The following is a 26,370-nucleotide window of genomic DNA, read 5'->3' as shown; positions in this document are numbered from 1 at the left end:
TTATTTTGTCCAGGATTTGGATTATTCATTGGACGGTTAGCTTGGAAATTGTTATTAGCATTAGGGTTATTAAAACCATTATTATTCATTGGACGATTCATGCGAGGATTGATTTCTTGATGACCGCTCTCAACGCCATTGTGATTCATATTGTTAGGCACAACAGCTGATGCAAATTGCTTTGTTTCATTGTTTTCATCAGGAAGACCATTGCTGAAGTCATGGCCAAAGACACGTTTTTCAAGATTAGAAATACGTCTCAAAATATCATAATTAGTTGAAGCTTCAGCGGTAGAACTCTTTGGTTGAGGTCTCATTCGGTTATTTTGTGGACGTTGTTGAAAATTTGGATTAGGATTGTTATTTCCAGCACCAGCATTACGTGCTTGCATTAAACGGTCATTTTCACCCTTAAGTTGATCGATCTCATTAGCAAATGTTTCGTAATCTTTAATGATTCCATCTAAAAATTGGTCAACCTCAGTTGGGTCATAACCACGCATCTTAGTTTTGAATTCTTTTTGAAGAATGTCATTTGGTTGATAATTTAATGAAAGATCATTATTGTTGTTATTTGCTTGTGGATTCATTCCATTCATATTGTTCATTTAAAACACCCCAGTGTTAATTATTGTCAATTTATCTTATACCTTAACTATCATATAACATATTAGCAAAGTCCTGCATAGAATCAAAATCAATTAGTTCCAATTGATAGTCCATTCCACGATCTTGATAGGCTTTGATAGCTTCATAATCATACTTAGGTTTGCCACCACTATCTGGATCATAAAAAATCAAAGCTCCATCGGTATGCTTGAGCATGAATTCTTGCCATACTCTTAATTGTCTAGGATTATGATAACTCATATCGGAAACTTTGTTGACATAGTCAGCATTTCTTAAAAAAACATTTAACAATAGCTGATTTTTCTCGTTCCACTGACTGCCAAATTCTGAAAACGGTAGCATTACCGCATGTCTAATATTATAGCCCTTTTTCTTCACTTCTTGCACGGCTTTTCCAACTATTTGTTCCGTACCTAGTTGAGCACCAGTTATGACCCATTCCATCCCGTCTTCAGCATAATCGGTAATTCTCTGGCTAAAAAAGTCTTGAATTACTTTGGCTTTTGGGTCATCATCTTTAAAAATACCTAACTCGTAAGAGCGGTAGCCGGTGATCCATAAATTTTTAATCATAAAGAATCCTCCCAAGAATTATTATTTTTGCCATCATGGTATAATTTGCAGAGTAGGAGTTGATATTTTGAAATTAAACTACCCCGACGGGCGTGTTTTCCATAACAATCGTCCGTCAAAACCTTCTTTAAACACTTCTGCCAAAAAGAAACTGATTTTTGGTGATCGTGGTATGACGCTTGAAGAAGAGATTAATGAAAGCAACAAATATTACCGTAGTCACGATATGGCGGTAATTTACAAAAAGCCAACGCCAATACAAATTGTCAAGGTCGACTATCCCAAACGAAGTAAAGCTGTAATAAAAGAAGCTTACTTCAGACAGGCTTCAACGACTGATTACAATGGCGTGTACAATGGCTATTATGTGGATTTTGAAGCTAAGGAAACTAAGAATAAAAACACCTTTCCTTTGAAGAATTTCCATCAACACCAAATTGACCACTTGAGGATGTGTCAAAAACAAGGTGGCATCTGTTTTGTTATTATAAAATACGTAACTTTAAAACGCTATTTTGTAATGCCTGCCGATGATCTCTTCGTTCACTGGGATGCCCAAAAGCACGATGGTGCTAAATCCATTCAGCTAAAGGACATCGTTGACTGTTCAATTGAGATCAAAGCTAATTACGATCCTACTTTACCTTATATTGATGCTATACAACAATTGATAGAAAGTGGGAAGGAGAAATAATGAAAAAAAATACCAGTATACTGACCTTCAAAAATATTCTCAAATGGTTCCTGGCAATTTTTGCCGTTTTAGCAGGAATATTTTTATTCATCTTTGTTTACTATGCATTTAGTGCTCCATCTATTAGTCAAGAAAACTTACAGAGTGGTGGTTCTTCAACAATTGTTGATTCGACCGGTAAACAAATTGCTTCACTTGGGGACAACAAGAGAAATTATGTCACCATCGATAAAGTTCCGCAGCAGATGGAAGATGCTGTAATTTCAATTGAGGATAAAAACTTTTATAACGAACCGTTAGGAATCGATCCAGTAAGAATTGCCAAATCGGCTTTTAACAACGTTACTAAAGGTACTCTTCAAGGTGGAAGTACGTTGACGCAACAACTAGTTAAGTTGACAGTCTTCTCTACCGATACTAAAGATCAAACTTTTAAACGTAAGATGCAAGAAGCTTGGCTGGCAATGCGTGTCAGTCAAAAGTTCTCTAAACAACAGATCCTTGAGTTTTATGTTAACAAGGTTTATCTGAATAATGGTATTTATGGTATTGAGACTGGGGCTAAATATTACTACGGTAAGTCATTAAAAGAACTCAGCTTAGCTCAAATGGCTATGCTTGCTGGTTTGCCTAATGCACCAAGTAATTATGATCCATATACCCATCCTACTCAATCGAAGCAACGTCGTGATTTAGTTATCAACGCAATGTACAACAATAACAAGATTACTAAGGCGCAAGCTCAAGAAGCTATCAATACGCCAATCAGCGACGGTCTCTTACCTTATAAGAAAGTTTCAAACAGTAATAATACGAAACGAATAATCGCTGACCCATATATCAAGGAAGCTATTACTGAAGTAAAGAAAAAAGGCTTTGATCCATATCGTGATAATCTAAAAATTACCATTAATATGGACTATGGTGCTCAAAAACGTCTTTACAACATTGTTAACTCATCTAGCTACGTCCAATTCCCTGATTCTAAGATGCAAGTCGGAGCTTCAATCGTCAATCCTAATAATGGTAAAGTCGTAGCTATGATTGGTGGTAGAAATCTAGGAAACATTCAATTTGGACTCAATCGGGCTGTGCAAACGTCTCGTAGTAATGGTTCAACAATGAAACCTATCTTAGATTACGCTCCCGCTATCGATAAACTCAATTGGTCAACCTATCATCAATTAGACGATAGTGAATATACTTATCCTGGGACTAATATCCAATTAAAGGATTGGGATGAGGAATATCAAGGCCAAATGAGTATGCGAAAAGCTTTGGTCAACTCAAGAAACGTTCCTGCGGTCAAAACCTTATCAGCAGTTGGCTTATCTAATGCGATTGATTTTGCCAAAGGATTAGGAATTGATTCTATTAAAGAAAGCAGTGGTCTATCAGTTGGTATTGGTGGATCTGTTTCATCACTTCAAGGAGCTTCTGCTTATGGAGCTTTCTCAAATGGTGGAACTTATTACAAGCCTTACTACGTCTCGAAGATTGAAACTGCCGACGGTATGGTTCACAATTACAATAAATCCGGTAAGCGTGCTATGAAAGATTCAACTGCTTACATGATCACGGACATGCTAAAAGGTGTCCCATCAAGCTATGCAACATATGCTAATATTTCCGGATTGCACCAGGCCGGCAAGACTGGTACTACTAATTACTCATCAGATGCTATTGCTGCCAATCCATTGTTGAGTGGCAAAGCTAAAGATTCTTGGTACAACGGTTATACTAGAAACTACTCAATGAGTGTCTGGACCGGATACGATTCTGAAAATCAAAACGGAATTTCTTCGACATATCAAAGTGTTGCTGGGAAGATTTATAAAGCTGAAATGACTTACTTAGCCAATAAAGCTGACAGTAATCCTAATTGGAAGAAACCTAGTTCCGTTGTTTCTATGATGATCAAGGATAATGGTTCTTCTACACCAACGGTTGCTTCACCTAGCTCAAGTGCATCAACTTATACAAAAGAACTCTTTGTCAAAGGTCACGCACCTTCTAACCCATACAAAGAATCTGATTACACTTCAAGCAAGTCAACCAGTTCTTCAAGTAGCAACCAAGTAACTTCAAACAACCATTCAAGTAGCTCATCTGAATCTAGCGATGAAGAAAATGATACCGATACTGATGGTCGTGTTGAAATTACTGGTACAGATGCTGACGACCGTAATAATGATTCAAACGGTTCTAATACAACTGGTAATTCAACTAATAATAACAATAGTAACGGTACTACGACTGACAACAACAATTCGTCAAACACTGGCAATACTAATACCAACACCGGTGGCAATTCCAATACTGGCAATACCGATAACACTGGCGGTTCGACTGATTCAAATGGTGGAACGACTGGTGGCAACACCAATTCCAACACTGGCGGCACAACGACCAATGGTGGTGCAACAACGAATAGTTCATCAAGTAATACCGAACAATAAAAAATAGCAGTTATTTAGATATAGAACACATTGATCAAAGGATCGATAAGTTCTATCTAAATAGCTGCTTTTTGTTTAGGCTAATTTATTTCTCAGATGGCAAACCTTCGTTTTCTTCGTTTAGCTTGTCACACTCAATAATTAATTGATTAGTTTCTTTAGCCGGATCTAATTTCATCGAATACTTACGTCCATATTCAATCATCGTATGGTGTGCTCGATGCAATTCTTCTGGTTGCAAGACACTGACGATCTTCTTTTCAACTTGCAATGGATTAGCTTTTTGATCCACGAAATGCAATCGCTTAGAAATAGCTGAAACGTGCGTATCAACCGCAAAAGTTGCTTGATTAAAAACATCGCTTAGTACAACATTAGCCGTCTTTCTACCCGCACCAGGAAGTGCCATAATCCCTTTTCTAGTTTCAGGGACAACGTCGTTTAATTCTTCATGGACGATACGCGCCGTTTTAATGATATTTTTAGCTTTGTTATGAAATAGACCCACACTCTTAATAATTTGCTCTACGTCTTCAATATTAGCCTTCATAAGGTCTTTAGGTTCCGGATACTTAGCAAACAAAACCGGCGTAACTTTATTGACCGAAACATCGGTTGCTTGTGCACTCAAGATAACTGACACTAAATATTGAAATGGCGTTCTTGAATCTAATGAGGGACCAACCGGCCCAATATCTTCTTCCATCTGGTGAATAGCCCAGACAATTTGTTTATCTTTTAACATTAATATCCCAGCTTCTTTCGTCGTTCTTGGAGTTGCTCTGCTGACTTAATATTACTCTTTTCCCAGCTAATTAAAATCCGATCCATGTATTTTAAAGAATAAGCTTGATTCAAAACCGCCTCTCTCAAAGCCAGATCAATCAATTCGATACTGTAATGATCATCATCGATCCATTGATGAATTTGTTCTTGCTCGATTGGTGAAATAGGACGACCAAATTCAACTTCGATTTTCTTGAATAATTCTTCAGTATCAGACATCAATTTATCCTGCTTATTAGCCAATTTTTCCTGCTGCAAGAGATTCTTCAAACGATGGAAGATTGGCGTTAAAGAATAAATGTCACGTTGTTGATGGTGGTCAACTACGGTCTTCAATTCAATAATACCAAGTTTGATCAAACCTTGAATAACTGTGTAAATTGAGGTCTCATCTATCCCAGTATCTTCGGCTAAATCTTGTGCCATGGGGAAAGTATTGCCTTTTTGGGCATACATCGACAAAGCTAAATAGACGATCAAATCACGTTCAGTCATCCCTAATTTATGAAAATTCTTAATAATTAAATTATTAATAGTCGTACTGCCACTCTCGACAAAAGAATTGAATAAGTCATCGTTCATATAAATTACTCCAATACATAAAAAAAGCCCGAGAAAATATCTCGACTTTTTTGTTTTTTAAATATTATTAATGATCTGGATACTTTTACCAGTTTTAAAATCAACCAAATTGTAGCCGATCTTACCATTGCTCTTTTGGAAAGTTACTTCCCAAGTAGGTTTCTTTTTGTAAATTCCTAGATTTATATGCAAAATCTTCTTAGCTCCATAACGTTGAGCCACTCCATCGATAATCGTTTGACGAACTGGCGCATTATTTTTGTTAAAAGTATCGGTCTTACCACTCTTAGCATCAATAATGATGTAACGATATTTGTCATTCTTTGTTAAACCACCAACCGCATAATATTGCTTTTCACGCGTATAGTTACCAAAATAGTCAGGCTGAACGATGCCAGCCTTTTCTTTGGCAATCTCATTAGCTTGTGATTTAGCACTCGAATTTGGTGCCGTAGAAAGATTTAAATAGGTCAATGCAGAAACCATTGCTAATGCAATTAAAGAAATGGTCAATAAGATTTTTGTACTTCTATTCATAATACGTCCTTTTTTAACTAACAAAAATAGTATAGCAATAATTTACTTAATTCAAAAAGTCATTTATATCTTTTTTAATAGAATCCATATCTTCGTTGATTACCGGCAATCCTTTCGGAAGCGAATCCAAAATGGTTTTACCGTAATTCTTCGTCAAAATACGATTATCTAACAGTAAAATCACGCCTCGATCGTTAGGGGTCCTAATCAGACGGCCTAAGCCTTGTCGTAATTGTAAGATAGCATTGGGCAAAGAATCAACTTTAAAGACATTCAAATCTTGTTGCTTCAAAATATCTTGTTTGATTTTAACATCTGGTTGCTCAGGAGATTCGAATGGAATTCTCGTTACGATCAAAATCTCTAGAACTTTTTTAGGAAAGTCGACCCCTTCCCAAAATGAGTTGGCACCTAGCAAGACAGAACGACGACCAATAGCAAAACGCTTTTTGATCTTTTCATTTGAACCAGTCACGCCTTGAGCTAAAATTTCCCACTTTTCTTTGACGTCAGTCTCCATTAGACGCTCATAAACTTTGGCCAAAGTATTTAACGAGTTGAACAAAATCATCGTTTGATGATCCAGATTGTCCAAGACATCAACGATGTAGCCCGTAACCATGTCAAAGTATTCTTCACTATTGAGCGATTGAATATCCGGTAAGTTAGCTGGCAAATAAATTTTGCTATTCTTAGAGATACTATTCATATCCGGCAAGATAACCATTTGATTGATCTGATTTTGGTTTAGTTGCGTATCCAAAATGAAGTGTGAAAAATCTTTTTGAATCGTAATAGCTGCTCCAATAGCAAAGATTTGACTGAATCGATCAGTCGTATCGGCAATCAAATCGCGGATGTCATATTGACGCCAACTGATTTTTAAGGTCTTAGGATCGTAGTAATCGCGCATTTCTAATTGCAAACCAAATTTATTGTCTGGACTTTTAAGAGCTTGCAACAACTCATCAAGGTTCTTCAAAACTGTTCTTAATTTAGCATTTTCAATCGTCAAATTGGAGATTACCTTTGATAATTCGACTGAAATAAAGTTCTTTTGGAAATTGTATTGGTCAAATAGAGTTTCAACACGATTGGAAATCAGTGATAATTCCACAATCAAATCCGACAATAACTCAGCTAATTTGTCATTATCTTTGCCGAATTCATTGCTGCTGTCTAGGATTGAGACGAATTCTTGCCGGTCTTTGAAACGAACTTTATTGCGAATATAATTTCCAAAGATATTGTATTCGATTCGTTCCATCAATTCGTCAACAGCTTGAAAATGAGTTTCCATCGTCTGTAAATCCTGATAATTCCACAATTGAGTCGTTACTTCTGTAAAAGCATAACGAAGTGTTACTCGATTTTGATAAAGAATATCACTGATTTTTTTGATGTATTCGTTCAATTTCAAAAAGTCGATCGTAGGTGAACTAGCATCCCGTAAACTACCAGCAAAATGATTAGCTTCATCAATCACTAAGTAGGAATTGCCACCCCAGAATTGACTGTCTAAATGTCTAGCTAAAAATGATTGGTTAGTAACTAAAATTTTAGATTCCAGATAACGATTTTGTTGGTAAAGCCAAAAGTCATCGTTGCTATAAATTGAATTTTCCTTTGGTTCGCCACGATGTCTGATGATGCTGAACAAAGGACTACTGTAATTCGTCAGATGTAATTCGCTCAAGTCACCAGTCGTTGTCATCGTCAACCAAACAATGATCTTCATTTTCAAAATAGCCGTATGACTGTGCAAACGATAGTTATCCAAAGCTTCAGAAAAGCGATCCAAATCAATGAAGTTATAACTACTCTTGACGATTTCTGCGTGATAATTATTGCCAGTCACTTGATTCAATAACGGAATCGACTGTTCAACAATTTGCTGCTGTAAAACTTTCGTTGTGGTAGCGATAACTAATTTCTGGTCACTGTTGATCAAATAAGATAGTGGCAATAAATAACCTAAAGTCTTACCTGCTCCCGTTGGCGCTTCAATTAAGTTCCACTTTTTATATTTGTCACGGTGTTGACTAGTTTTGTAAATATTATCCATCAAGTTAGATTGATTAACTCGATAATCTAAGATGCCGTCAAGCAGTTTTTTCTTAGCTTCTTTAGATTGAGGATATTTAGTCGAGTGATCGATTTGTTCACTGACATGGAAATCCTTTTTGCGTAAAATAAGTCCACCCTGCTCATATAAATAAGCTGGTAAAACTTCTGTTCGCGCATTTTTTTCCCGTTCTTCTAAAACAGTTTTAAAGACTAGATCCGTTTCCCTCAAAGTATTCTTCCCGAACTTAGCCAACAACCGCAAAGTATCCAGTGGTAATTGCTGAACACGTTTTAGAATAACCAAAAATAATTCTGCTGTAACGTGTGCATCGCTGTTAGCACTATGCGGATTTTTATGGACGATGCTCAAATAACGTGTTAAGTCTTGTAATTTGTAACTGCTAATAGTTGGAAAGAGAATTTGCGATAATTCAACAGTATCGATAGCTTTGACGTTTAGTTGATTCATTCCGATACGTTTAAATTCACGATTTAAAAAGGTCAAATCAAAATTCACATTATGTGCAATAAAAACTCGATTTTTTAAAAGTTTAAAGATATCAGGTGCAACTTCTTCAAATGTAGGTGAATCTTTGACATCTTCGTCACTCAAACCAGTTAAGGCCGTAATCCGATTAGGAATTGGTACCTTAGGATTGATTTTTTGATCATAAATATGTGTTATTTCACCATTTTCGATAAGGGCACAGCCGAATTGAATTATACGCCCGTTGTCATGCCAATTAGAATTGGTTGTTTCCAGATCAACAACAGCGTAAGTGTTTTTCAAATCATTCACCTCTCATCTTTTTTCTTAAAGTTTAACTGCTCGGTCTTTCTTCAAGAAATAAAGATATTTGCCCAAAACGGGCTTTTTCTTGATTGCTTCAATCGCTTTTGCGTATAAATTAACTTGTCCTGAATATTTCTTAACAAGTTCATCCTCATTTTGACTAGTAACATGATCAGTTTTATAGTCAAAAATAATTACGCCTTCATCTAATTCAATCACTCCATCAATAATACCATGAACTAAGATTTTATCGTTAACAGAATAATCTTTTGCGGTATCTTTAAACAATCTTTTGGCTGGCATCAGAATTGAGCAAGGGAATTCTCGACTAACATTTTGATGATTAGCAACAATTTCTTGACCTAAGTCGCTTTGATAAAATTTGGCCAAACTAGCACAGTCGATTTTTTTAGCCAATTCTGGCGTCAATAATTTTTCATTGGTCATTTGAGTTATTAATTCTTCAAAATCGGCAATTTCTGGAGTCTTCTCTATATTGATTTTTTGAAGAACTAAGTGAGTTGCACTTCCGACTTCAGCGTTAGTGACTTTTTTAGTCTTAGTCAAAAATTCCGGTTGAGCAAATGAGCCTAAGTTATAGCGTGACTTTTCCGGTAGCATTTCAGCCATGTTTTTGCTATCAGGGTCTTCAAACAAACCTTTGATTTCAGAAACTGACTGATAGGCCGTCGTTTCAACTGATTCTTGATATTGATAATCTAAATCCAAAATATCGGCAACTGCATCTTTGAACAATTGACTAGGTTCTTTAGGTAACAATTTGATTTTTTGATTCTTAGGAGCTTTTGCATCTTCAGTTTTGGCTTCTATCAGTTTAAATTGCAAATGACTCGCTTCATCATAATACTCTGGTGCCTTAGCATCTTGTAATGTACTGATACCAACGAAGTTTTGAAAACTATTAGCTTTCATTCTAATTGATTCATTCACTAAACCATTAGTCATCGAAACATTATTCCAAGTTTTTAATAGTTTATCTGAATCTTTAGTAAAACCAAGCATGATCAATTTTTGCTTTGCTCTAGTTAACGCTACGTACAATAAACGCATTTCTTCGGAAACAGTAGCGATTTTCTTTTGATAACTGATAATTCCTCGAGGGATGGTCCGATACTTGAGTCTAGTTTCATTATCAGCCACAGTAATTCCGATTCCTTTTTGAGCGTCAAAGACAGTGTCGGAATTGACATCCATCATATTGAACTTCTTGTCCATATCCAAATAAATTACGATTGGAAATTCCAATCCCTTAGAACCGTGAACTGTCATAACTTTGACCGTATCATCATTAGCTTCAATACTATTTGGTTGCGAAAGATCTTTGTCTAATTTTTGCATTCGTTCGATAAAGTTAATGAATTGATGCAAACCTTTATAATTATTTTCTTCATAAGCATTGGCACGTTGGTACAAGGCATGAAGATTGGCAGCACGTTGCTTTCCACCAGGCATCCCTGAAACGTATTCCAAAATACCAGTCTCTTGATAAATCTTCCAAATTAAACGAGCAATGCTATTTTTGTTAGCAAAGTCACGATAATTATCCAATTGGACTAAAAACGAACTGATTTTGTTCTTGAGATGTTCTTCAGCGTTTTCAGAAGCCACATATTCATTCAAAGCTGTAAAGTAAATATTTCGTTTATCGACTAAGCGGATTTTGGCCAATTCTTCTTCATTCAATCCAACAATTGGTGAATGTAAGACGGCAACCAAAGGGATGTCTTCATATGGATTATCAACCAACTTCAACATTGACATCATAATTTGCAATTCAGTCGTCTGGAAATAATTTTGGGCATCCTTGACCATGACGGGAATATTTACCTTTGAAAAATAAGAAATAATATCAGTATTGCTATCTCTAACTCGCGACAAAATAGCGATATCTGAATATTTCAATGGACGAATCTTTTTCTCTTCTGAGTCGGCTTTCATTTTGCTGTCATAAATTTCAAAGCCTTGATCAATCAAAGCTTGAATTTTTTTGGCAGCTGCACTGATCAAAGTCTGGCGCTTAGTTACTTCTTCATCTTCATCGCCGACATAAACGTCAAATTCATTAGTTGTATCAACGACCTCTGGGAAGTTAGTTCCGGTAATCAACTTAGATTTCTCATCGTAATCGATGTCACCAATCTTTTTATCAAAAATTTTCGTAAAGATATTATTAACGAAATCATCGACGGCCTTTGAGGAACGGAAATTCATTGACAATTGGATCAATTCATCGTCATTGTCATCTCTTTGGAAGGCTTCATATTTTTCGGTAAACAATCTAGGTGCTGCTTGTCTAAAGCCGTAAATTGACTGCTTGATGTCCCCTACCATGAAACGATGATTATTTTCACACGACAATAAGTCGATAATCTTATCTTGCATGGCATTGACATCTTGATACTCATCGATCATTAACTCATGGAACTTGTTTTGATAATATTCTTGAGCAATCTTTCGACCATCGACTTCACCTTCTAAAATATCAACGGCGCGGTGTTCTAAATCATTGAAGTCTAAAACGTGACTATTAGTCTTAAGTTTTTGAAACTCATTAATAAAGCTATATTCAACTTCAACTAATTTTTGAACTAAACTTTGGGCAACCTTTAAAGCTTCGTTGACACCAGTTTCTGACTTCAAGAAGTAATCAGTCACCAGACTCTTTAATTGATCGTCTAGAGTTTTCTTAACCTCTCCGGTTTCATTCATTAACGAGAGATCTTTGCCCTCTTTTTCAGCCTTAGTAACACGTTGCTTTTTGTTTTTAAATTTAAAGTTATAAAAGATGTCCTGCAACTGATCGTAATTGTACTGTGACAATTCTGAATTGACTTTTTGGAGTCTTTCTTCGGCTTCCTTAAAGACATCTAGGTAAGTTTGTGCTAAATCATCGTCAGATGCTAAATCTAAACCGTGTTTGACTGTCAATAGAAGTTCATCTAGGCGTGACTTGATTTGTGGCAAGAATTCTTCTCGATAAAATTCAGTTTGACTAAATGAATTTACGAATTGATAAGTCTTACTCAAATCATCTAAATAAGCCTTCGTATCGCTAGTCGTAATGGCAAAGTCGTACAGTTTGAAAACAATGTCCTTTAGACCATCGTCAGTTTTATCATTAGTGAAATTGTTAGTTAGTTTGATGAAGTCTATATCTTCTTTGCTGTAGTACTTGTTACGAACATTATCATAAGCTTGCTCTTGGATAATTGATTTCTCAGTATCGTCACTCAAAAGTCGAAAATTAGGATCTAAATCAATTACATAATAAAACTTCTTGATCACACTCAAGCAAAATGCGTGCAAGGTACTGATATTAGCCATCGGAATGCGAAAAATTTGTTTTTGAAGACGTCTTTTTTCATCAGCATTATCAGTTTGATTAACAGCTTCTTTCAAAGCTTTTAATAGACGATCCTTCATTTCTTGAGCGGCAGCTTCTGTAAAAGTTGCAACTAATAAGTTATCAACATCTTCATCGCTCTTCAGTTCGCGTAAGATTCGTTCAATTAAGATAGTTGTCTTCCCTGAACCAGCCGCAGCTGAAACTAAGATATCATGTCCGCGATGTTCAATTGCTTTTTTCTGATCTTCTGTCCACTCAGGCATTGTCTTCCTCCAAAATTTCTCCGATTTTTTCTAGCACATCTTTTTTGTTGTAATTGATGATATCGTGATATTCATTTTCCGGTAACATTGCATCGAATTCAAAAATAGGACGAAAGTCGCTGTATTGTAAATCGGTAACCTTTTTGTAGCGATACGGATTGAGACTCAATTTTCCGGAATAAATCTTTTCTCCGGCTTGTTTGATCAAACGACGATTGTAATTAAGAATTTTAAAGAGATCATCATCGGAAATCACATTGTCTTTGCCAAAACTAACTACTGGAGATCTGGATGATCTGACATTTTTAGAAGTTCTAGCTTCAGTATCAAAGTTATCCAACAGCTCCTCGTCATTTAACAAAATTCCTTGAAGTTTGAATTGAGCCAAAATTTGTTCAGCAAGTGGCACTTGTTTTTTGCTCAAAGGGATAAATGGATTACTAATGTGTTCGTATAGCGCACCACCAACTTTTACGTCGGAATCATCAACTTTAAATAGTTCCAAATTATTGTTCAAGCTCTGGATATAAGTAGGCATCTGCATCGTAATTCCACTTAGAAATTGTGGGAAATTGAAATCCTTGTCACTCGACTTGTAGTCAACAATTGTCAAATAAGCCAATGCTTGTTCTGGCAAAATCATTTCATCGATTCGATCGATCTTTCCACGAACATTGATCTTGTGACCATCTGACAAGTCATAAGAAAGCCCCGGCAAGTCTTGTTGATTGTTGATTCGACCAAAGGTAACTTCAGAACGCTTAGGATTAAAGCCATTACGTTGATACTGCTGCTTCATGTTCTTAACTAATTGAACTAAGGTATTTTGCAATTTGTCAGAAATATAAAGCATTCGAGATGAAGACTTAAAAATCTTGTTCTCTGGCAAACTAGTCTGCTCTTCAAATAAGTCAGCAATCAAGTCAGTTATCTCTTGATCATTGAAATCGACTAATCTTTGATTATGTTGAGTAAGATATTTTACTAAGCTGTCTAGGACTGCATGAAAAACTGAACCAGTTTGAGCTGGCGTTATTTCGAATAGCTGACGTGGATACAGACGTAATCCGTATTTTAAAAAGTATTCATACTCATTTTTATAAAATGTTTCTAACTGTGAAATCGAAACATTGATATTCTTGCCATACAAAGCATTGACTGTTTCTGGTGTTAAGTTAACAGGCTTATTTTGATAATTCAATGAGCTCAAGGCAAATTCAGATGTCTCTTCATCACGATTCAACAACTGCTTACGAACGTATTGCCAAGCGTCCGGTAAACTAGCATTTTTATCTAAAGCACTGCGTGAAATTCTAATCAAATAATTCAAAGTTGAAGCTTTTGAGCCGATGTATTGCAAGATATGGTTGTCTTCCAAATCATCTGTAGCTGGATTAAGCAGTTTATCTTCAATCTCTAAATTGAAATGGTCTTTGATTCTTTTGACATAACTGGATAATTCTTGTTTTTTATTATCCTCAATCAAATTAGGATACGTAAATATCAAACGCTGCGAGCTGGCAGTGAAAGTAATATCATGCAAGAATGGTTCGGCATTATTGATCACTTCGTCTGACTCTTTTAAATACTTACCATCGGTCAAATTATTATTCAAAAAGCCACGTTCATCGTCAGTTACTAGATTATTAGAGACCGTTGCCCCAGGCATATTGGCAGTGGTTGAACCTAAGATGAAAGTAATCTTGCGATTGTTAGGTTGGATCATTCCAATTTCAGAAATGCTTACAGCATCGAGTGTCGAAGGGATTTGCGAATAAGTAGCATTTTCAAACGCCGCATCCAAAATACTGATAAAATCTGTTGATTCAAATTCTTTTTCGCCAAATACAGTTACGTACTCGTCTAAAATTTGATTGAATAAGTTGACGATTTGTTCTGGTTGATTAGCCAATGTTAGATTTTGTTCTTCAGTTGCCTGTTGTTGCCAAGTTAATAAGACTTCAAAAACGTGGTTGTTCGTCAAGAAAGCGTACAAGGCTGTGGCACTCTCAACTGAAGATAATTTTTGATCTAAGAATTTATCTAATTGCTGATAAATTGATTTTATAAAACTTTTAATGACATTAATTAATTGATATTCATGAATTCTTTCAGCATCGACTTTTGGATCTAACTGTACGTCTGGCTTAAAGGCTGCTCCCAACCAATTTTTCTTTGTGGTACCGTTAGCCAAGGCATAATTTTCAGTCAAATCTAGAGCCTGTCGAAAAGCCGATAAATCATCCTTAAATTCATCAGGAATCAATAATTCAGTTCTCAATAAACTAATAACGTCGTCTTCTTGCATCCCTTTGTTGTAGACGGCAAATAAGAGGTCAACCAAGCGTTTGAAGGGATGATTAGCCATTTTCTTTTGCAAATCGATAAAATAAGGAACTTCATTATTTTCCATAAATGATTCGATAAAGGAACCATATTCCGATAAGTTACGTGTCAAAATCAAGAAGTCATTGTATCGATAACCTTGACGAGCCACCATTTGACGAATATATGAACTAACGGCTGAAATTTCAGTCTGCTTGTCCGTACATCTCCAAATTTGCACTGAACGCTTATCATCAAAAATCGAAGCTTTTATATTCCCCACGCCACTGGATTGAATCCAATAGTCTTCCAATTTTGCCAAGTCCGAACTAATCCTAGTTGTTTGAGCAAAATAATCTTTGACAGCGATTTGTTGTTGCTTAGCAAAGTCTGTCAATTGTCGATAGGTCGAGTTAGCGCGATAGTAAAAGTCAGCTGGGTCATTCGTATTCGACTTCTCCAAAACCAATGACACATCGAGGTTGCCACTATTGATCATCAATGACTTCACCAAATTTGATTCTGTAGCGGTAAATGATGAAAAGCCTTCAATATAAAAATGATAGTGGCTAGTTTTTATTTTCGTATTCAAAAAGTCGGCCAAAGCATTCAATTGAAAATCATTAGTATTGTAATTTTGGATTTGTTCCAAATAAGCTGTATAAATTAAGTTTAATTCTTGGATTTTATCAGCGAAAACGTCTTGTCCATTGTCATTCAAAACTAACTCAATATCTTCTGGCTGAACTTGTCCGTTCATGAATTCATTGAATTGAGAAATCATTTGATCTAAAAATCCAGGTTTATCAATCATTCCTGAAAAAATCTTCAAATCTTTTTTGTGCGTCTGAACAATTTCTTTCAACAACATGGCGGCTTTAGTTTGCGTTAAGCTTTCTAGGTTATACTCACCACTGTCACGCAAAAAGTACCAAGCCAGACGTGAGAAAGAAAAGGTTTGGACATTATTTGTAGCTATCAATTCATCGTCATCATTGCCGAATGATTTGAGGATATTGACTTCAGATTCGAATTTTATGTGATTGGGAACTAAGAAAAAAAACTGTCCCTGTGGATCTCTTTGAAAATCTTCATTAAATAATTCCATCATTTTTTGATGATGGTCAAATTGGTTCTTACCTAATACAAAATTTAATGTCATATTTATTCACCCGCAAAAATTTTATCATAGTTAACCGTCATAAAGTGGAAATCGTAACAATAGATGTATAAAATAAATACTTAGAGAAACTGAGGTGAGCATGTGCTTAAAGGAATAGGAAAAAGTCACGGAAAAACAATAATTATGGGGGAACATGCGGTAGTTTATGGCTACCCTGCATTTGCTATCCCATTGTTAAGTACACCTGTGATCGTAAAAATAAAACAGAGTGAGAACAATTCTTTGATCTCCAAGTACTATGCTGGAAAGATTGACCAAATTCCAGATTCTTTAGCTGGAGTTAAATACTTAATTGGTCTATTAGATAAAAAAATGAACACTGATCACGTCAATTACACGATCAGTATCGACAGTGGTTTACCTATCGAACGTGGAATGGGTTCTTCAGCTGCCATCGCTTGTGCCATTACCAGAGCCTTTTTTGACTTCTTTGACCAAGAGATTGATCATCAGACACTATTAAACTACGTCAATAAGTCAGAAACTGTCACTCATGGTAAAGCTAGTGGTTTGGATGCTTTGACAGTAAGCTCTGAATATCCAATTAAATTCAGTAAAGATCAAGCTCCAACAGCTTTTACCTTCAATTCAGAAGGCTTCATTGTCATTGCTGATTCAGGCGTTAAAGGTAAAACCAAAGAAACCGTTGCCGACGTCAAAAAAATGTACGATGAAAATACTAAAGTTATCGGTGCTTACTTAAAACAATTAGGCGACTATGCTACCGATGCCAACGAGTATTTGAACCAGGGCAATTTGAAACAATTAGGTTTGGTCTTCTCCTTAGCTAATGAAATCTTAACTAAATTGAATCTAGCCATCCCCAAAACTGACAAATTGATTGATGCAGCGAACCACGCCGGTTCACTAGGCAGTAAAATCACTGGTGGCGGTCGTGGCGGTTGCATTATTTGCCTAGCCCGCAACCTAACTAGTGCTCAGATGATTCAAAAAGCACTAGTTAAAAATGGTGCCGAACAAACTTGGATTCAACCACTATCAATTTATGCGGAGGATTCAGACATTGACTAAAACAGCCCGTGCTTATACAAATATTGCTTTGATTAAATATTGGGGCAAAAAAAATAAACAATACAAACTTCCCTATACGAATAGTTTGTCATTAACTTTGGATCGATTTTATACTGATACGCTCGCTGAAGTCATCGATAATGATCGAGATATCATTTCATTAAATAATGAAGTTCTGAACGATACCAAAAGCCAACGAATCCGTAATTATTTAGATACCGTTAGACAAATGTATTCATTCGATGACCATTTTCAAATCACGACGGTCAACCACGTCCCTACTTCAGCTGGTTTTGCTTCATCTGCTTCCGGTTTCGCTGCTTTGGCCGGTGCAATCAATGAAACTAAGCAACTGGACCTCGACCGAAAACAACTTTCAATTTTAGCTAGAAACGGCTCAGGTTCTGCAAGTCGCTCAATTTATGGTGGCTTTGTGGAATGGATAGCCGGTTATGATAATCTGTCTTCTTTTGCCGTGCCTATTGACGAAACACCAGAAATTGACTTAACCTTACTATCGGTTGTGATCAATCAACATAGTAAGAAGGTTTCTTCAACTGTCGGCATGAAAAATAGTGTAAAAAGCTCCCCTTTTTATTCAAATTGGGTTACACTTGTGTCTTCAGAGATAAAAGAAATTAAGCAAGCAATTGCTCAAAAGGATTTACAAAAAATCGGAGAGATTTCCGAGCACAATGCAATGAGTATGCATGCTTTGACCTTGTCTGCTAATCCTTCGTTCACTTATTTTGCACCAGAAACAATTCGGATATTTCAATTAATTCAGGAAATTAGGCACAAAGGAATTTTTGCGTATGCTACAATTGATGCTGGTCCAAATGTTAAAATAATATGTACGAAAGAATCAATTCAAAAGGTTCAAACATACATCGAACAACAACTATCAAATGTAACGACTGTCGTTGCCAATATTGGTCACGGAATTGAATACATCTGATAAAAATTGAAAGGTATGATATTTTTGTCTACAGGAAAAGCACCTGGAAAACTATATTTAGCTGGGGAGTATGCGGTCGTTGAAACGGGATTTCCCGCAGTTTTGACTTCCGTTAATAAGTACGTGACTGTTACCATCAACAAAGCTAAAAATGGTGGAACAATCCAATCAAAAAATCTCAACAAAGAATTGATTCACTGGAATCGTCAAGGTACAGAATTAGTTTTTGATGATTCTGAAAGCCAATTGCAATACATCTTGGCTGCTATCAAATTCGTTGAAAGATACGCTTTAGAGCGTGGAACTAAATTAAGCTATTATGACCTATTAGTAACTAGTGAGTTAGATTCCGCCGATGGTAAGAAATTCGGTTTGGGATCTTCTGCTGCTGTAACTGTTGCCGTCGTTAAAACTTTAGGTGATTTTTATCATCTAGGATTGTCAGCAATGGATATTTACAAGATTTCAGCAATTTCTCATCTATCAGTTCAAGGTAATGGTAGCTTAGGCGATATTGCGGCTAGTGCTTTTGGTGGCATCGTTGCCTACTATTCACCTGATCGTAACTGGATCTTCAATATGGTAAGAAATCACAGTATCACTGAAATTTTGTCACTCGATTGGCCAGAATTAAAAATCCAAAGTTTAGATTTACCTGATAATTTAGAACTAACAGTTGGTTGGACAGGTTCTCCTGCTTCTACATCAATTTTAGTTGATCGAATCGCTTTGACTAAAGCGCAAAAAGTCGAAAAGTATCAAAACTTTCTTCACGCTAGCCGTCAAAATGTTGAAAAATTAATCGATGGCTTTAAAACAAACAATTCCAATCTCATCAAAGAAACTTTTAGTAAATATCGTAATTTATTAGCTGACCTGGCTGAATTCAGCGACGTTCACATTGAAACAGAACTATTGACTAAACTTTGTGACATTGCCGAAAAACTCGGTGGTTCTGCCAAAACTTCCGGTGCTGGTGGTGGCGATTGTGGAATCGTCTTAAGCGATATGAATCTTGATGTAGATGAATTAAAGAAAGAATGGCAACAAGTTGGGATTACCCCACTGACTTTAAAAATTGGAGACACAATTGCTCATGCCTAAACAAGATGCACAAATGCAACGTAAAGTTGAACATCTTTTCTTAGCTGAAAAATTTTTTACAGACGAATCCTTTGCCGATTTCGACAGGGTTCGTCTTCTTCATAATGCCCTGCCCGAATTACGCGTAAATGACATTGATTTAACAACTGACTTCTTAGGCAAAAAGATGTCCTTGCCAATCTACTTCAATGCCATCACTGGTGGTTCTAGACCTTCTAGCAAGTTCAATACGGAATTGTCGCGACTAGCAGCTAAATTGAATATCCCCGTTTCTAGTGGATCAATGGGCGTATACCTGCGCTTGCCAGAAGAAACAAAGAGTTCATTTACTACCCTAAGAGAACACAATCCCAACGGCTTTGTTATTGCTAACGTTTCTGCCAAGGTCAATGCCAAGCAAGCTCAAACAGCAATTGATCTTTTAAAAGCCGATGCATTGCAGATTCATTTGAATGCTTTGCAAGAACTAGCGATGCCGGAAGGCGACCAAGAATTTCTCTGGATGGATCACATCAAGGAGATCGTCGATAACGTCACGGTTCCTGTAATCGTTAAAGAAGTCGGTTTCGGTATATCTCAAGAAAATCTAGCTCAGTTATTCAACATTGGCGTCAAAAATGTCGATATCTCCGGATTCGGAGGTACTGATTTTGCCCAAATCGAAAGTGAACGTAACCACGAACTGGACTTAACTTATTTAGACCGTTTCTCACTTTCAACTGTCGAGTCACTCTTGGAATCGAGAAGTTATCAAAATAATTTGACCATCCTTGCTTCTGGCGGCATCAGAACGCCAATGGATGTCATCAAAGCTTTAAGAATGGGTGCTACAAGCGTTGGTATGTCTGGACTTGTCTTGCATCACTTGCAAAAGTATTCATTAGGCGAAACGGAAATCTTCTTTACGGAATTTATTAAACAACTGAAATTGATTATGGCTGCTATCGGCGCTAAATCAATTGAAGACATCAAAAAAGCCCCCATCATTTTTGACGGGAACTTAACTAATTATATGAAACAACGTCATATTGACTTTTAACGTCTTAATCCTTTTGGATAGACGTTTTTTATTTGCTGATTACTGTAACGTCCCCAACTGAACAGCTTACCTTCAAATGAAAGACCAATCCACTTGTTGTCAAAGTCTGGGCGTTGACTTAAAATAACGGATTCACCATGCAAATACTTCTCATATTGTTCTTGGTCTAATTCAAAAACAGTTTTTAATTCACTAGGTTTGAGTGCTAACATCCATGCGATGTCAGGCTCAAATCTATTTTTTTTGAATTCGCCAAGTTTTAAACCATTACGCAAAATGTGCAATCCCTTAAAGCGACTGTCTAAACTAGCAGCTTGATACAAGAAATCGCTAATTTTTAACCAATTGCTCTCTGACAAACCATTCAAATTAGCTTTGGCAAATTTACTTACAAATTTTAAATCGTCTTTTTTCAAGCCAGTGTTGATCTGACGTTCCTTTATTTCTGATTTTTCACCATCTTTGACCATCTTGCACATGAAATGACCTTCGCCGTTGAATTGATCTGGGAACATACGTAGAGCTTTTTTTAGTTCTGGATTATTATTGCCCCACTCTGGACGACCATCTTCCATACCAGCATACTTTTTAACTTCAACTAAATGCATATCAGGATATTTCTTCAAGAACCAGTCGATATTTTGTTCATTTTCTTCGGGAGAAAAAGTACAAGTTGAGTAAACCAAAGTACCGCCGTTATCTAACAATTTGTACGTTGAATCTAAAATATGTTGTTGACGGTTTGCGCATTGCTCCACGTAATCTAATGACCAATATTGAGTTGATTCAGGATCTTTTCTAAACATGCCCTCACCAGAACAAGGTGCATCGACCAAAATTTTATCGAAGAAGTTATCAAATTTCTTTTCAAAATCCTTGGGTGAATTGTTAGTTACAACAGTATTAGTAATTCCCATTCTTTCAATGTTAGAGGACAATACTTTAGCACGTTTGGAATTAATCTCATTGCTTACTAAAAGTCCTTGAGAGGCCATTTTTGAAGCTATATAGGTTGTTTTACTACCAGGGGCTGCACACAGATCCAAAATTTTGTCATCTTTGGCAGGATCTAGGATTTCTGTTACATACATGGCACTAGGTTCTTGACTGTAAACATATCCAGAAATATGGTCGATCGAATTACCATCAATATTGCCGTAGTAACCAATGGGACTGTATTCAATTGGCTCATCTAAAGGGTAGGCTACATTTTTATAATTGGCTTTTAAGGGATTTAAACGAAAGGCATCTTGACTATCTTCTTGAATAGCAGAAAATAACTTTTCAGCTCGTTCCCCCATTAAATTACGATATTTTTCTTTAAAGTCATTGCTTAAATCGACTTTCATTGTTACTGATCACTCCGTTTAGTAAAGAATATTTGTGACAAACCTATCAGAATTGTAATTAAGACTGAGACGGCCATGAATAAATTGAATGTGTTGTGACTGATGATAACGATTTTCCAATGAACAGCTGTAAAGGCTAATGCATATGGAACTAACGTATAGAGTAAATATCTAATCATCAAACCATTCCGATAATTATTTTTCAGGTCACCTGTCAAATGAGATCTTGCTAGATCGAATTTCAACGGTACCAAAATATAAAAATCAACTGCTACGATCAAGAAGAACAGCAAGACAATCCCAACCATGTAAAGCTCTCCATTGTTGTTAGCATCAACATTAGTAAAGTCATCCGTTTGTGGGACATACTTATGCGTCGACCTAACATGTAGAACTTTTTTGATTTTCGATAGACTCTCTTTGTTGGACAAAGCGTTGCCATCAATAACTGTTGTAACTTGATTCAAATGGTATTTGGACTTGGCTTGATTGGGAGATAGAGAAATCAATGTTTGTGAATTCAAGATATCGGCCCCATCAAAACCAGTATTACCAATTACTGAAATATAGTGATTATCAACTTTGATGTAAGCTTGACTCTGAGGTTTATAAGCTTCAATCTCAGAAGACTTGCCTTGAACAGCAAATGGTATTTGAGAAGTAAAATCTTCTTTTGAAAAATAACGTCCACTCGTCAAAGGAAGTTTATTAAATTTGTTATGGCCATAAATATAACCAACATCACTATTGCTTTTTTCAAAGAAGATCATTTGATAACTCGACGTCTTCTTTTTTGATAATTCAGAAACAGCCGTTACCAAATTCTTCTTTGATTTAGTTTTTAAGACTAAAGCATCGTCACTCATACCAAGTCGATTCATCGTATTATTGTACTTTATAGAATCGCTCTTAGAAATAGCCACTCCAGTTAAAAGTACTATCAAAAAAATAACAATACTTGAGATTATTTTTTTCATACAAAACCACCTAAATAATTAATCTTACTGGTATCTTATTTTACACTAAAGAACCAAACAAGGCTGGAACAATTTTGCTCCAACCCGTGTTTGATTATTTAACTAAGTAAACTTGGTCATGTACCAAATCATATCTGGAATAATATTTATTCAATTCATCGATTCGTGGATCATCGACCAATTTGGCATTATCCCAAAACTCTTTACTATTGGTAGCTCCATACTTTTCACCAATAACTAAGAAATTTACGCCTAATTCGCGAACTTTCTGTAAAACTCGATAGTCGATATCTTCTCGATCAGGACTCCAAGCCAACAAAACTGTGTCAACGTTCGTACCATATTTTTCCAAAGCCGCCAAAGCGTCCAATGATTCAACCTCGGTGACTCGTTGATTACCAGTCTGATCATGCTTAGCCCAGCTCAGATCGTCAGTACAGTATGATTTCACTCCTAAGTCACGTAAGCCTTTTGATAGATAACCGTTTCCAGCCATCAATTCCAAGAATACTTGATTCGGAAATAGTTCAGGGAATTGTTCTACAAAATCTTGTGTAATAGTAGCCCAATAACCAAAACGAGTCTGCAAGTATGTTCTAAACTCACCCAAATCGTGGTCAAATTCTTCTAGATGAGCTGACATAGCTTGATACTCAATCTCATCTAGTTGAATATTATTTTCCATGTATGCTTTGATCTCATCTTCAGACAACTGTAATTGTGGAAAATGATAACGTGGCAATTTTTTATCTAATAAAGCTAGACAGATACGTTCCATAAATTTGATCCTGGCATTAAAAACCATGCCATTTGGCAATTGTGCTGTATCTTGTCTTAGTCCGTCTATGTAATTCATCTTGTGTCCCCCAGAATAATTTGCGACTTAATTGTGACTATATTACTAAAAAAAGCGGTAAACTTAAAGTAATTGAGATGTATTACTCTTTACACTTTAATGCAAATTAAATTAAATTTTATTGACGAAAACAAGACAAATATTTCCAATAATTTGGAAAAAGTGTAATATCTTAAGTAGTACATGTACGAGGTGAAATATGGCAGAAAATAATAAAAGACGGCAATCCCAAAAAGACGAAGAAAGCGGTTGGAAGTTTTGGCTGCAAACTATCGCGCTGACGATTGCTATCTATGCTGTCTTCTTCTTGGGTTTCAAGTTTGTCCTCTCAAATGATAGGGTCTCTGGTCCTTCCATGCAACCGACCTTTGAAAATGGAGATAAGGTAATCGCTACTAGACATTCCAAACTTTCACGTGGTGATGTGATTGTTTTGAAAGCCCCTGATGAAGCAAATACTTTCTATATCAAGAGAATCATTGGTTTACCTGGAGACACAGTCGTTTCTAAGAATAATAAAATCTATATTAATGGTAAACTATATAAGGAGGACTTCCTCGACGCTGGTAAGAAGGTCAAAGAACCAGATACTAGTCTTTATGCAGGCAAGCCTTACAGTTATACCTATAATTTCACACTAAGCTACTTAGCTAAGAACTCCCCTGAATGGCAACAACGTTACAGCAGCTCTTACCTAAACAAAGTTAAGAAGACTAATAAAGTTCCAGCTGGTACGTACTTCGTAATGGGAGATCACCGAACCGTTTCTAAGGATAGTCGTATTATTGGATTCATCGATAAGAAGAGTGTTATTGGTGAAGTCAAATGGCGTTATTGGCCTTTAACTAGATGGACAGTCTTTTAAATCAGAGTTATAAATTATTGGAGGTATTTTTATGGATAAACCAAATATTGCTGAAATGATTATTCAGTACGAAAAAGATAAAGATATGACTGATACACAATTTGCTTTTGAAAGTCATCTATCAGTCGAACGAGTTCACAATTTGAAGTCAGGCGATTACGAACCTACTGCGGATGAACTCAAAACTGTTAAAGAATACATTAAACTACATCAATAGCAATATTTGCAGTTTACCCTGTTGAGCGACTGTCGTATGATGGTTGCTTTTTTGTTTTGGTGTTTTTTTGGTGTTATGTTTTCGTAAAACATTTATTATTACTAAAAAGTTATAAAAAAAGCCAATATCAACTATTGGTTTTTTAAATTTTCAAAAATTTCAGCATCGTGAAAGTAAATAAAACAACCCTTGATGCCTCGTTTTAATAAAATATTGATAGAATTCAGAATCAATTCTCGCTTGATTTGATCAAGGCTCTCTAAATCATGGTCATGACGATTTTTAAACGCTTCACGATCCTCGTATTTTTTCGGATCTACCTCGATTTTACTATTACCCGCATAAGTAACTGTCGGTCCAATAATAACTGCCACATACTGTAAATCAAAGCCTTGTACGGTATACATCGATCCTATTTCATTGATTGTTTCTGGTTTTTGAGCCCACGTTGTTTGATCGTAATTATATTGATCCCAAGGTAAATGAAATTCTCCTTCATTGACAAAATGTTTCTTGCCATCCAAGGTCGAAGGATAGTCAGCTGTAGCAACGATTCGACACTCCCCTAGCTCATTATTTTTCTTTTTTAGTTCTTGATACATCTTTTGAGCATCATCATAAACGCGAAAATCGTATTCAGTATTCATAGTTAAATAATCATTATTATCTTCCAGAGACAATAATTTATTATTGGTTGTTAAATTATCAATCCAATTGACCACCTTTTCAGGTGCTTGCATTCGCATTTGTGTTTTCAAAGTAGCATGCCCAAATTGAACCTCTTGTTCAGATACAATTCGATCTAACAGCGACTGTGACCAATAACTCTTTAATTTCAAAACTTGGCGTTGATCGTAAACTAGAATTACGATTTTACTCAATTTAATGATTTCTTCTAGCTGATTTTTTTGACGAAAATTATTGTAGTTGTCACTTTCACTCAACAACAAATGTGCTTCGTCAATAACGACTATATCAGCCGTTTGCTGCTTTTTATGCATCGTATTGATAAAACTAGTTGGTCGCACAAAACGGTTCTTACGCAAGGCTTTAAATTGACCAGCATTGGCTTGATAAACCTTCAACAATTCCGGATGATTTACCAAGAAGTAGTTATTAGTTTGATGTTTCTTTTCAATTTCTAAAAATAGCTTCGTTAAAATAACGCTTTTGCCAGTACCAGCATCACCATTTAATTGAAATACACCTTTTTTGCCGCATTGTAAGTTATTTTGACTAAATTCCATGATTTGATTGAAAACAGATTGTTGTTCTTGAGTTAATTCTTTATTGGGAAAAACAGATTCTAACATGATTCACCTTCCATTAATGACTTGTCCATTTTGAACTAGTCAAAAAAGTGCGTCAAGGTTACATAAGATAAATTAAAACAAGTTGTACAAAACCTACTTTAATTCAAAAAAATACTCCCAATCTCTTGAGAGTACCAAATTTATTTTTCGTCGCTCTTCAAAACGCCACCAACAGCGTAATGTTCTTTTTCCATTTCATTTAAAACAACGTGAACGTGTTCAGCAGGAGCACCTGTATTCTTTACAATAGCTTCTGTAACATCTTTGACCATTCCTCTTAATTGTTCTTCTGAACGGCCAGCAATTAAATCGATATGTACTAATGGCATAGTTATTTCTCCCTTAACTTTTGATACTTAATTATAACAAAAAATACCTAAGACCAAAGTCCTAGGTATTAA

At 36.0% G+C, this 26,370-nt stretch carries 20 protein-coding genes and 1 pseudogene; 8 read left to right on the top strand and 13 right to left on the bottom strand.

Going from position 1 to position 26,370, the window contains the following annotated elements; all coding sequences use genetic code 11:
- Window positions 1-185 precede the first annotated feature (185 nt).
- Window positions 186-590, bottom strand: a pseudogene (gpsB, locus tag LF20184_RS13150) (cell division regulator GpsB); the annotation flags it as partial.
- 61 nt (window positions 591-651) lie between these two features.
- On the bottom strand, window positions 652-1,203 hold the full coding sequence (locus LF20184_RS06725; RefSeq protein ID WP_010019791.1) for an SLOG family protein: 552 nt from the start codon (window positions 1,201-1,203) through the stop codon (window positions 652-654).
- A gap of 67 nt (window positions 1,204-1,270) precedes the next feature.
- Between LF20184_RS06725 and recU the strand changes: the two genes are divergently transcribed.
- Complete coding sequence (gene recU, locus LF20184_RS06720) at window positions 1,271-1,897, top strand: Holliday junction resolvase RecU (RefSeq protein WP_010019790.1); 627 nt, start codon at window positions 1,271-1,273, stop codon at window positions 1,895-1,897.
- Entirely contained in the window at window positions 1,897-4,356 is a 2,460-nt protein-coding gene (locus LF20184_RS06715) for a transglycosylase domain-containing protein (protein WP_010019788.1), read from the top strand. Before recU ends, LF20184_RS06715 begins: the two co-directional genes overlap by 1 nt.
- Window positions 4,357-4,441: 85 nt before the next feature.
- Here the strand turns inward: LF20184_RS06715 and LF20184_RS06710 are convergent, their stop codons facing one another.
- From LF20184_RS06710 to LF20184_RS06685, 6 genes are read right to left on the bottom strand one after another with little or no spacing between them, the layout of a single operon-like run.
- On the bottom strand, window positions 4,442-5,101 hold the full coding sequence (locus LF20184_RS06710; protein ID WP_010019786.1) for an endonuclease III domain-containing protein: 660 nt from the start codon (window positions 5,099-5,101) through the stop codon (window positions 4,442-4,444).
- On the bottom strand, window positions 5,101-5,724 hold the full coding sequence (locus tag LF20184_RS06705) for a DnaD domain protein (protein ID WP_010019784.1): 624 nt from the start codon (window positions 5,722-5,724) through the stop codon (window positions 5,101-5,103). The genes LF20184_RS06710 and LF20184_RS06705 overlap by 1 nt, the downstream gene beginning before the upstream one ends.
- A 57-nt stretch (window positions 5,725-5,781) precedes the next feature.
- Complete coding sequence (locus LF20184_RS06700) at window positions 5,782-6,261, bottom strand: cell wall elongation regulator TseB-like domain-containing protein (protein WP_010019782.1); 480 nt, start codon at window positions 6,259-6,261, stop codon at window positions 5,782-5,784.
- A gap of 46 nt (window positions 6,262-6,307) precedes the next feature.
- Entirely contained in the window at window positions 6,308-9,127 is a 2,820-nt protein-coding gene (locus tag LF20184_RS06695; protein WP_241653819.1) for an ATP-dependent DNA helicase DinG, 3'-5' exoribonuclease type, read from the bottom strand.
- A gap of 15 nt (window positions 9,128-9,142) precedes the next feature.
- The gene (addA, locus tag LF20184_RS06690; RefSeq protein WP_010019779.1) at window positions 9,143-12,751 is read right to left on the bottom strand and encodes a helicase-exonuclease AddAB subunit AddA; all 3,609 of its coding nucleotides are present in this window, start codon (window positions 12,749-12,751) and stop codon (window positions 9,143-9,145) included.
- Window positions 12,744-16,238: a PD-(D/E)XK nuclease family protein gene (locus LF20184_RS06685; protein ID WP_056945124.1), complete on the bottom strand. Its 3,495-nt coding sequence runs from the start codon at window positions 16,236-16,238 to the stop codon at window positions 12,744-12,746. The genes addA and LF20184_RS06685 overlap by 8 nt, the downstream gene beginning before the upstream one ends.
- Window positions 16,239-16,340: 102 nt before the next feature.
- On the opposite strand from LF20184_RS06685, the gene mvk reads away from it, so the two are divergent.
- Genes mvk through fni form a run of 4 tightly spaced genes read left to right on the top strand, consistent with a single transcriptional unit; the run spans window position 16,341 to window position 20,392 of the window.
- A complete protein-coding gene (mvk, locus tag LF20184_RS06680) occupies window positions 16,341-17,291 on the top strand; it encodes a mevalonate kinase (protein ID WP_029606514.1) in 951 nt (316 codons plus the stop codon).
- Window positions 17,284-18,249: a diphosphomevalonate decarboxylase gene (gene mvaD / locus LF20184_RS06675; RefSeq protein ID WP_010019774.1), complete on the top strand. Its 966-nt coding sequence runs from the start codon at window positions 17,284-17,286 to the stop codon at window positions 18,247-18,249. Before mvk ends, mvaD begins: the two co-directional genes overlap by 8 nt.
- 24 nt (window positions 18,250-18,273) lie before the next feature.
- Complete coding sequence (locus LF20184_RS06670) at window positions 18,274-19,353, top strand: phosphomevalonate kinase (RefSeq protein ID WP_099240471.1); 1,080 nt, start codon at window positions 18,274-18,276, stop codon at window positions 19,351-19,353.
- A complete protein-coding gene (gene fni, locus LF20184_RS06665) occupies window positions 19,346-20,392 on the top strand; it encodes a type 2 isopentenyl-diphosphate Delta-isomerase (protein ID WP_010019769.1) in 1,047 nt (348 codons plus the stop codon). The genes LF20184_RS06670 and fni overlap by 8 nt, the downstream gene beginning before the upstream one ends.
- On the opposite strand, the gene LF20184_RS06660 is transcribed toward fni, so the two are convergent.
- The 3 genes from LF20184_RS06660 to LF20184_RS06650 form a co-directional block, all read right to left on the bottom strand.
- Window positions 20,389-21,741 (bottom strand): RsmB/NOP family class I SAM-dependent RNA methyltransferase, encoded by a 1,353-nt coding sequence (locus LF20184_RS06660; protein WP_056945122.1) that lies wholly within the window; start codon window positions 21,739-21,741, stop codon window positions 20,389-20,391. The two genes, fni and LF20184_RS06660, sit on opposite strands and share 4 nt — an antisense overlap.
- Before the next feature lie 2 nt (window positions 21,742-21,743).
- The gene (locus LF20184_RS06655; protein WP_010019765.1) at window positions 21,744-22,718 is read right to left on the bottom strand and encodes a hypothetical protein; all 975 of its coding nucleotides are present in this window, start codon (window positions 22,716-22,718) and stop codon (window positions 21,744-21,746) included.
- A gap of 94 nt (window positions 22,719-22,812) precedes the next feature.
- The gene (locus LF20184_RS06650) at window positions 22,813-23,574 is read right to left on the bottom strand and encodes a hypothetical protein (protein ID WP_010019764.1); all 762 of its coding nucleotides are present in this window, start codon (window positions 23,572-23,574) and stop codon (window positions 22,813-22,815) included.
- Window positions 23,575-23,773: 199 nt separating this feature from the next.
- Between LF20184_RS06650 and lepB the strand changes: the two genes are divergently transcribed.
- The gene (gene lepB, locus LF20184_RS06645) at window positions 23,774-24,439 is read left to right on the top strand and encodes a signal peptidase I (protein ID WP_010019763.1); all 666 of its coding nucleotides are present in this window, start codon (window positions 23,774-23,776) and stop codon (window positions 24,437-24,439) included.
- 31 nt (window positions 24,440-24,470) lie between these two features.
- Window positions 24,471-24,656 (top strand): LBP_cg2779 family protein, encoded by a 186-nt coding sequence (locus tag LF20184_RS06640; RefSeq protein WP_010019762.1) that lies wholly within the window; start codon window positions 24,471-24,473, stop codon window positions 24,654-24,656.
- A 131-nt stretch (window positions 24,657-24,787) separates the two neighbouring features.
- Here the strand turns inward: LF20184_RS06640 and LF20184_RS06635 are convergent, their stop codons facing one another.
- Together LF20184_RS06635 and LF20184_RS06630 are read right to left on the bottom strand one after the other, a co-directional pair.
- Window positions 24,788-25,969: a DUF2075 domain-containing protein gene (locus LF20184_RS06635; protein ID WP_010019761.1), complete on the bottom strand. Its 1,182-nt coding sequence runs from the start codon at window positions 25,967-25,969 to the stop codon at window positions 24,788-24,790.
- Between the two features lie 140 nt (window positions 25,970-26,109).
- The gene (locus LF20184_RS06630) at window positions 26,110-26,298 is read right to left on the bottom strand and encodes a 2-hydroxymuconate tautomerase (protein ID WP_010019760.1); all 189 of its coding nucleotides are present in this window, start codon (window positions 26,296-26,298) and stop codon (window positions 26,110-26,112) included.
- Window positions 26,299-26,370: the final 72 nt, after the last annotated feature.

It is taken from the genome of Companilactobacillus farciminis KCTC 3681 = DSM 20184, from assembly GCF_002706745.1.
GTDB lineage: Bacteria > Bacillota > Bacilli > Lactobacillales > Lactobacillaceae > Companilactobacillus > Companilactobacillus farciminis.
The sequence above is the reverse complement of the archived record's forward strand: the minus strand, read 5'-3'. Positions and strand labels throughout refer to the sequence as shown.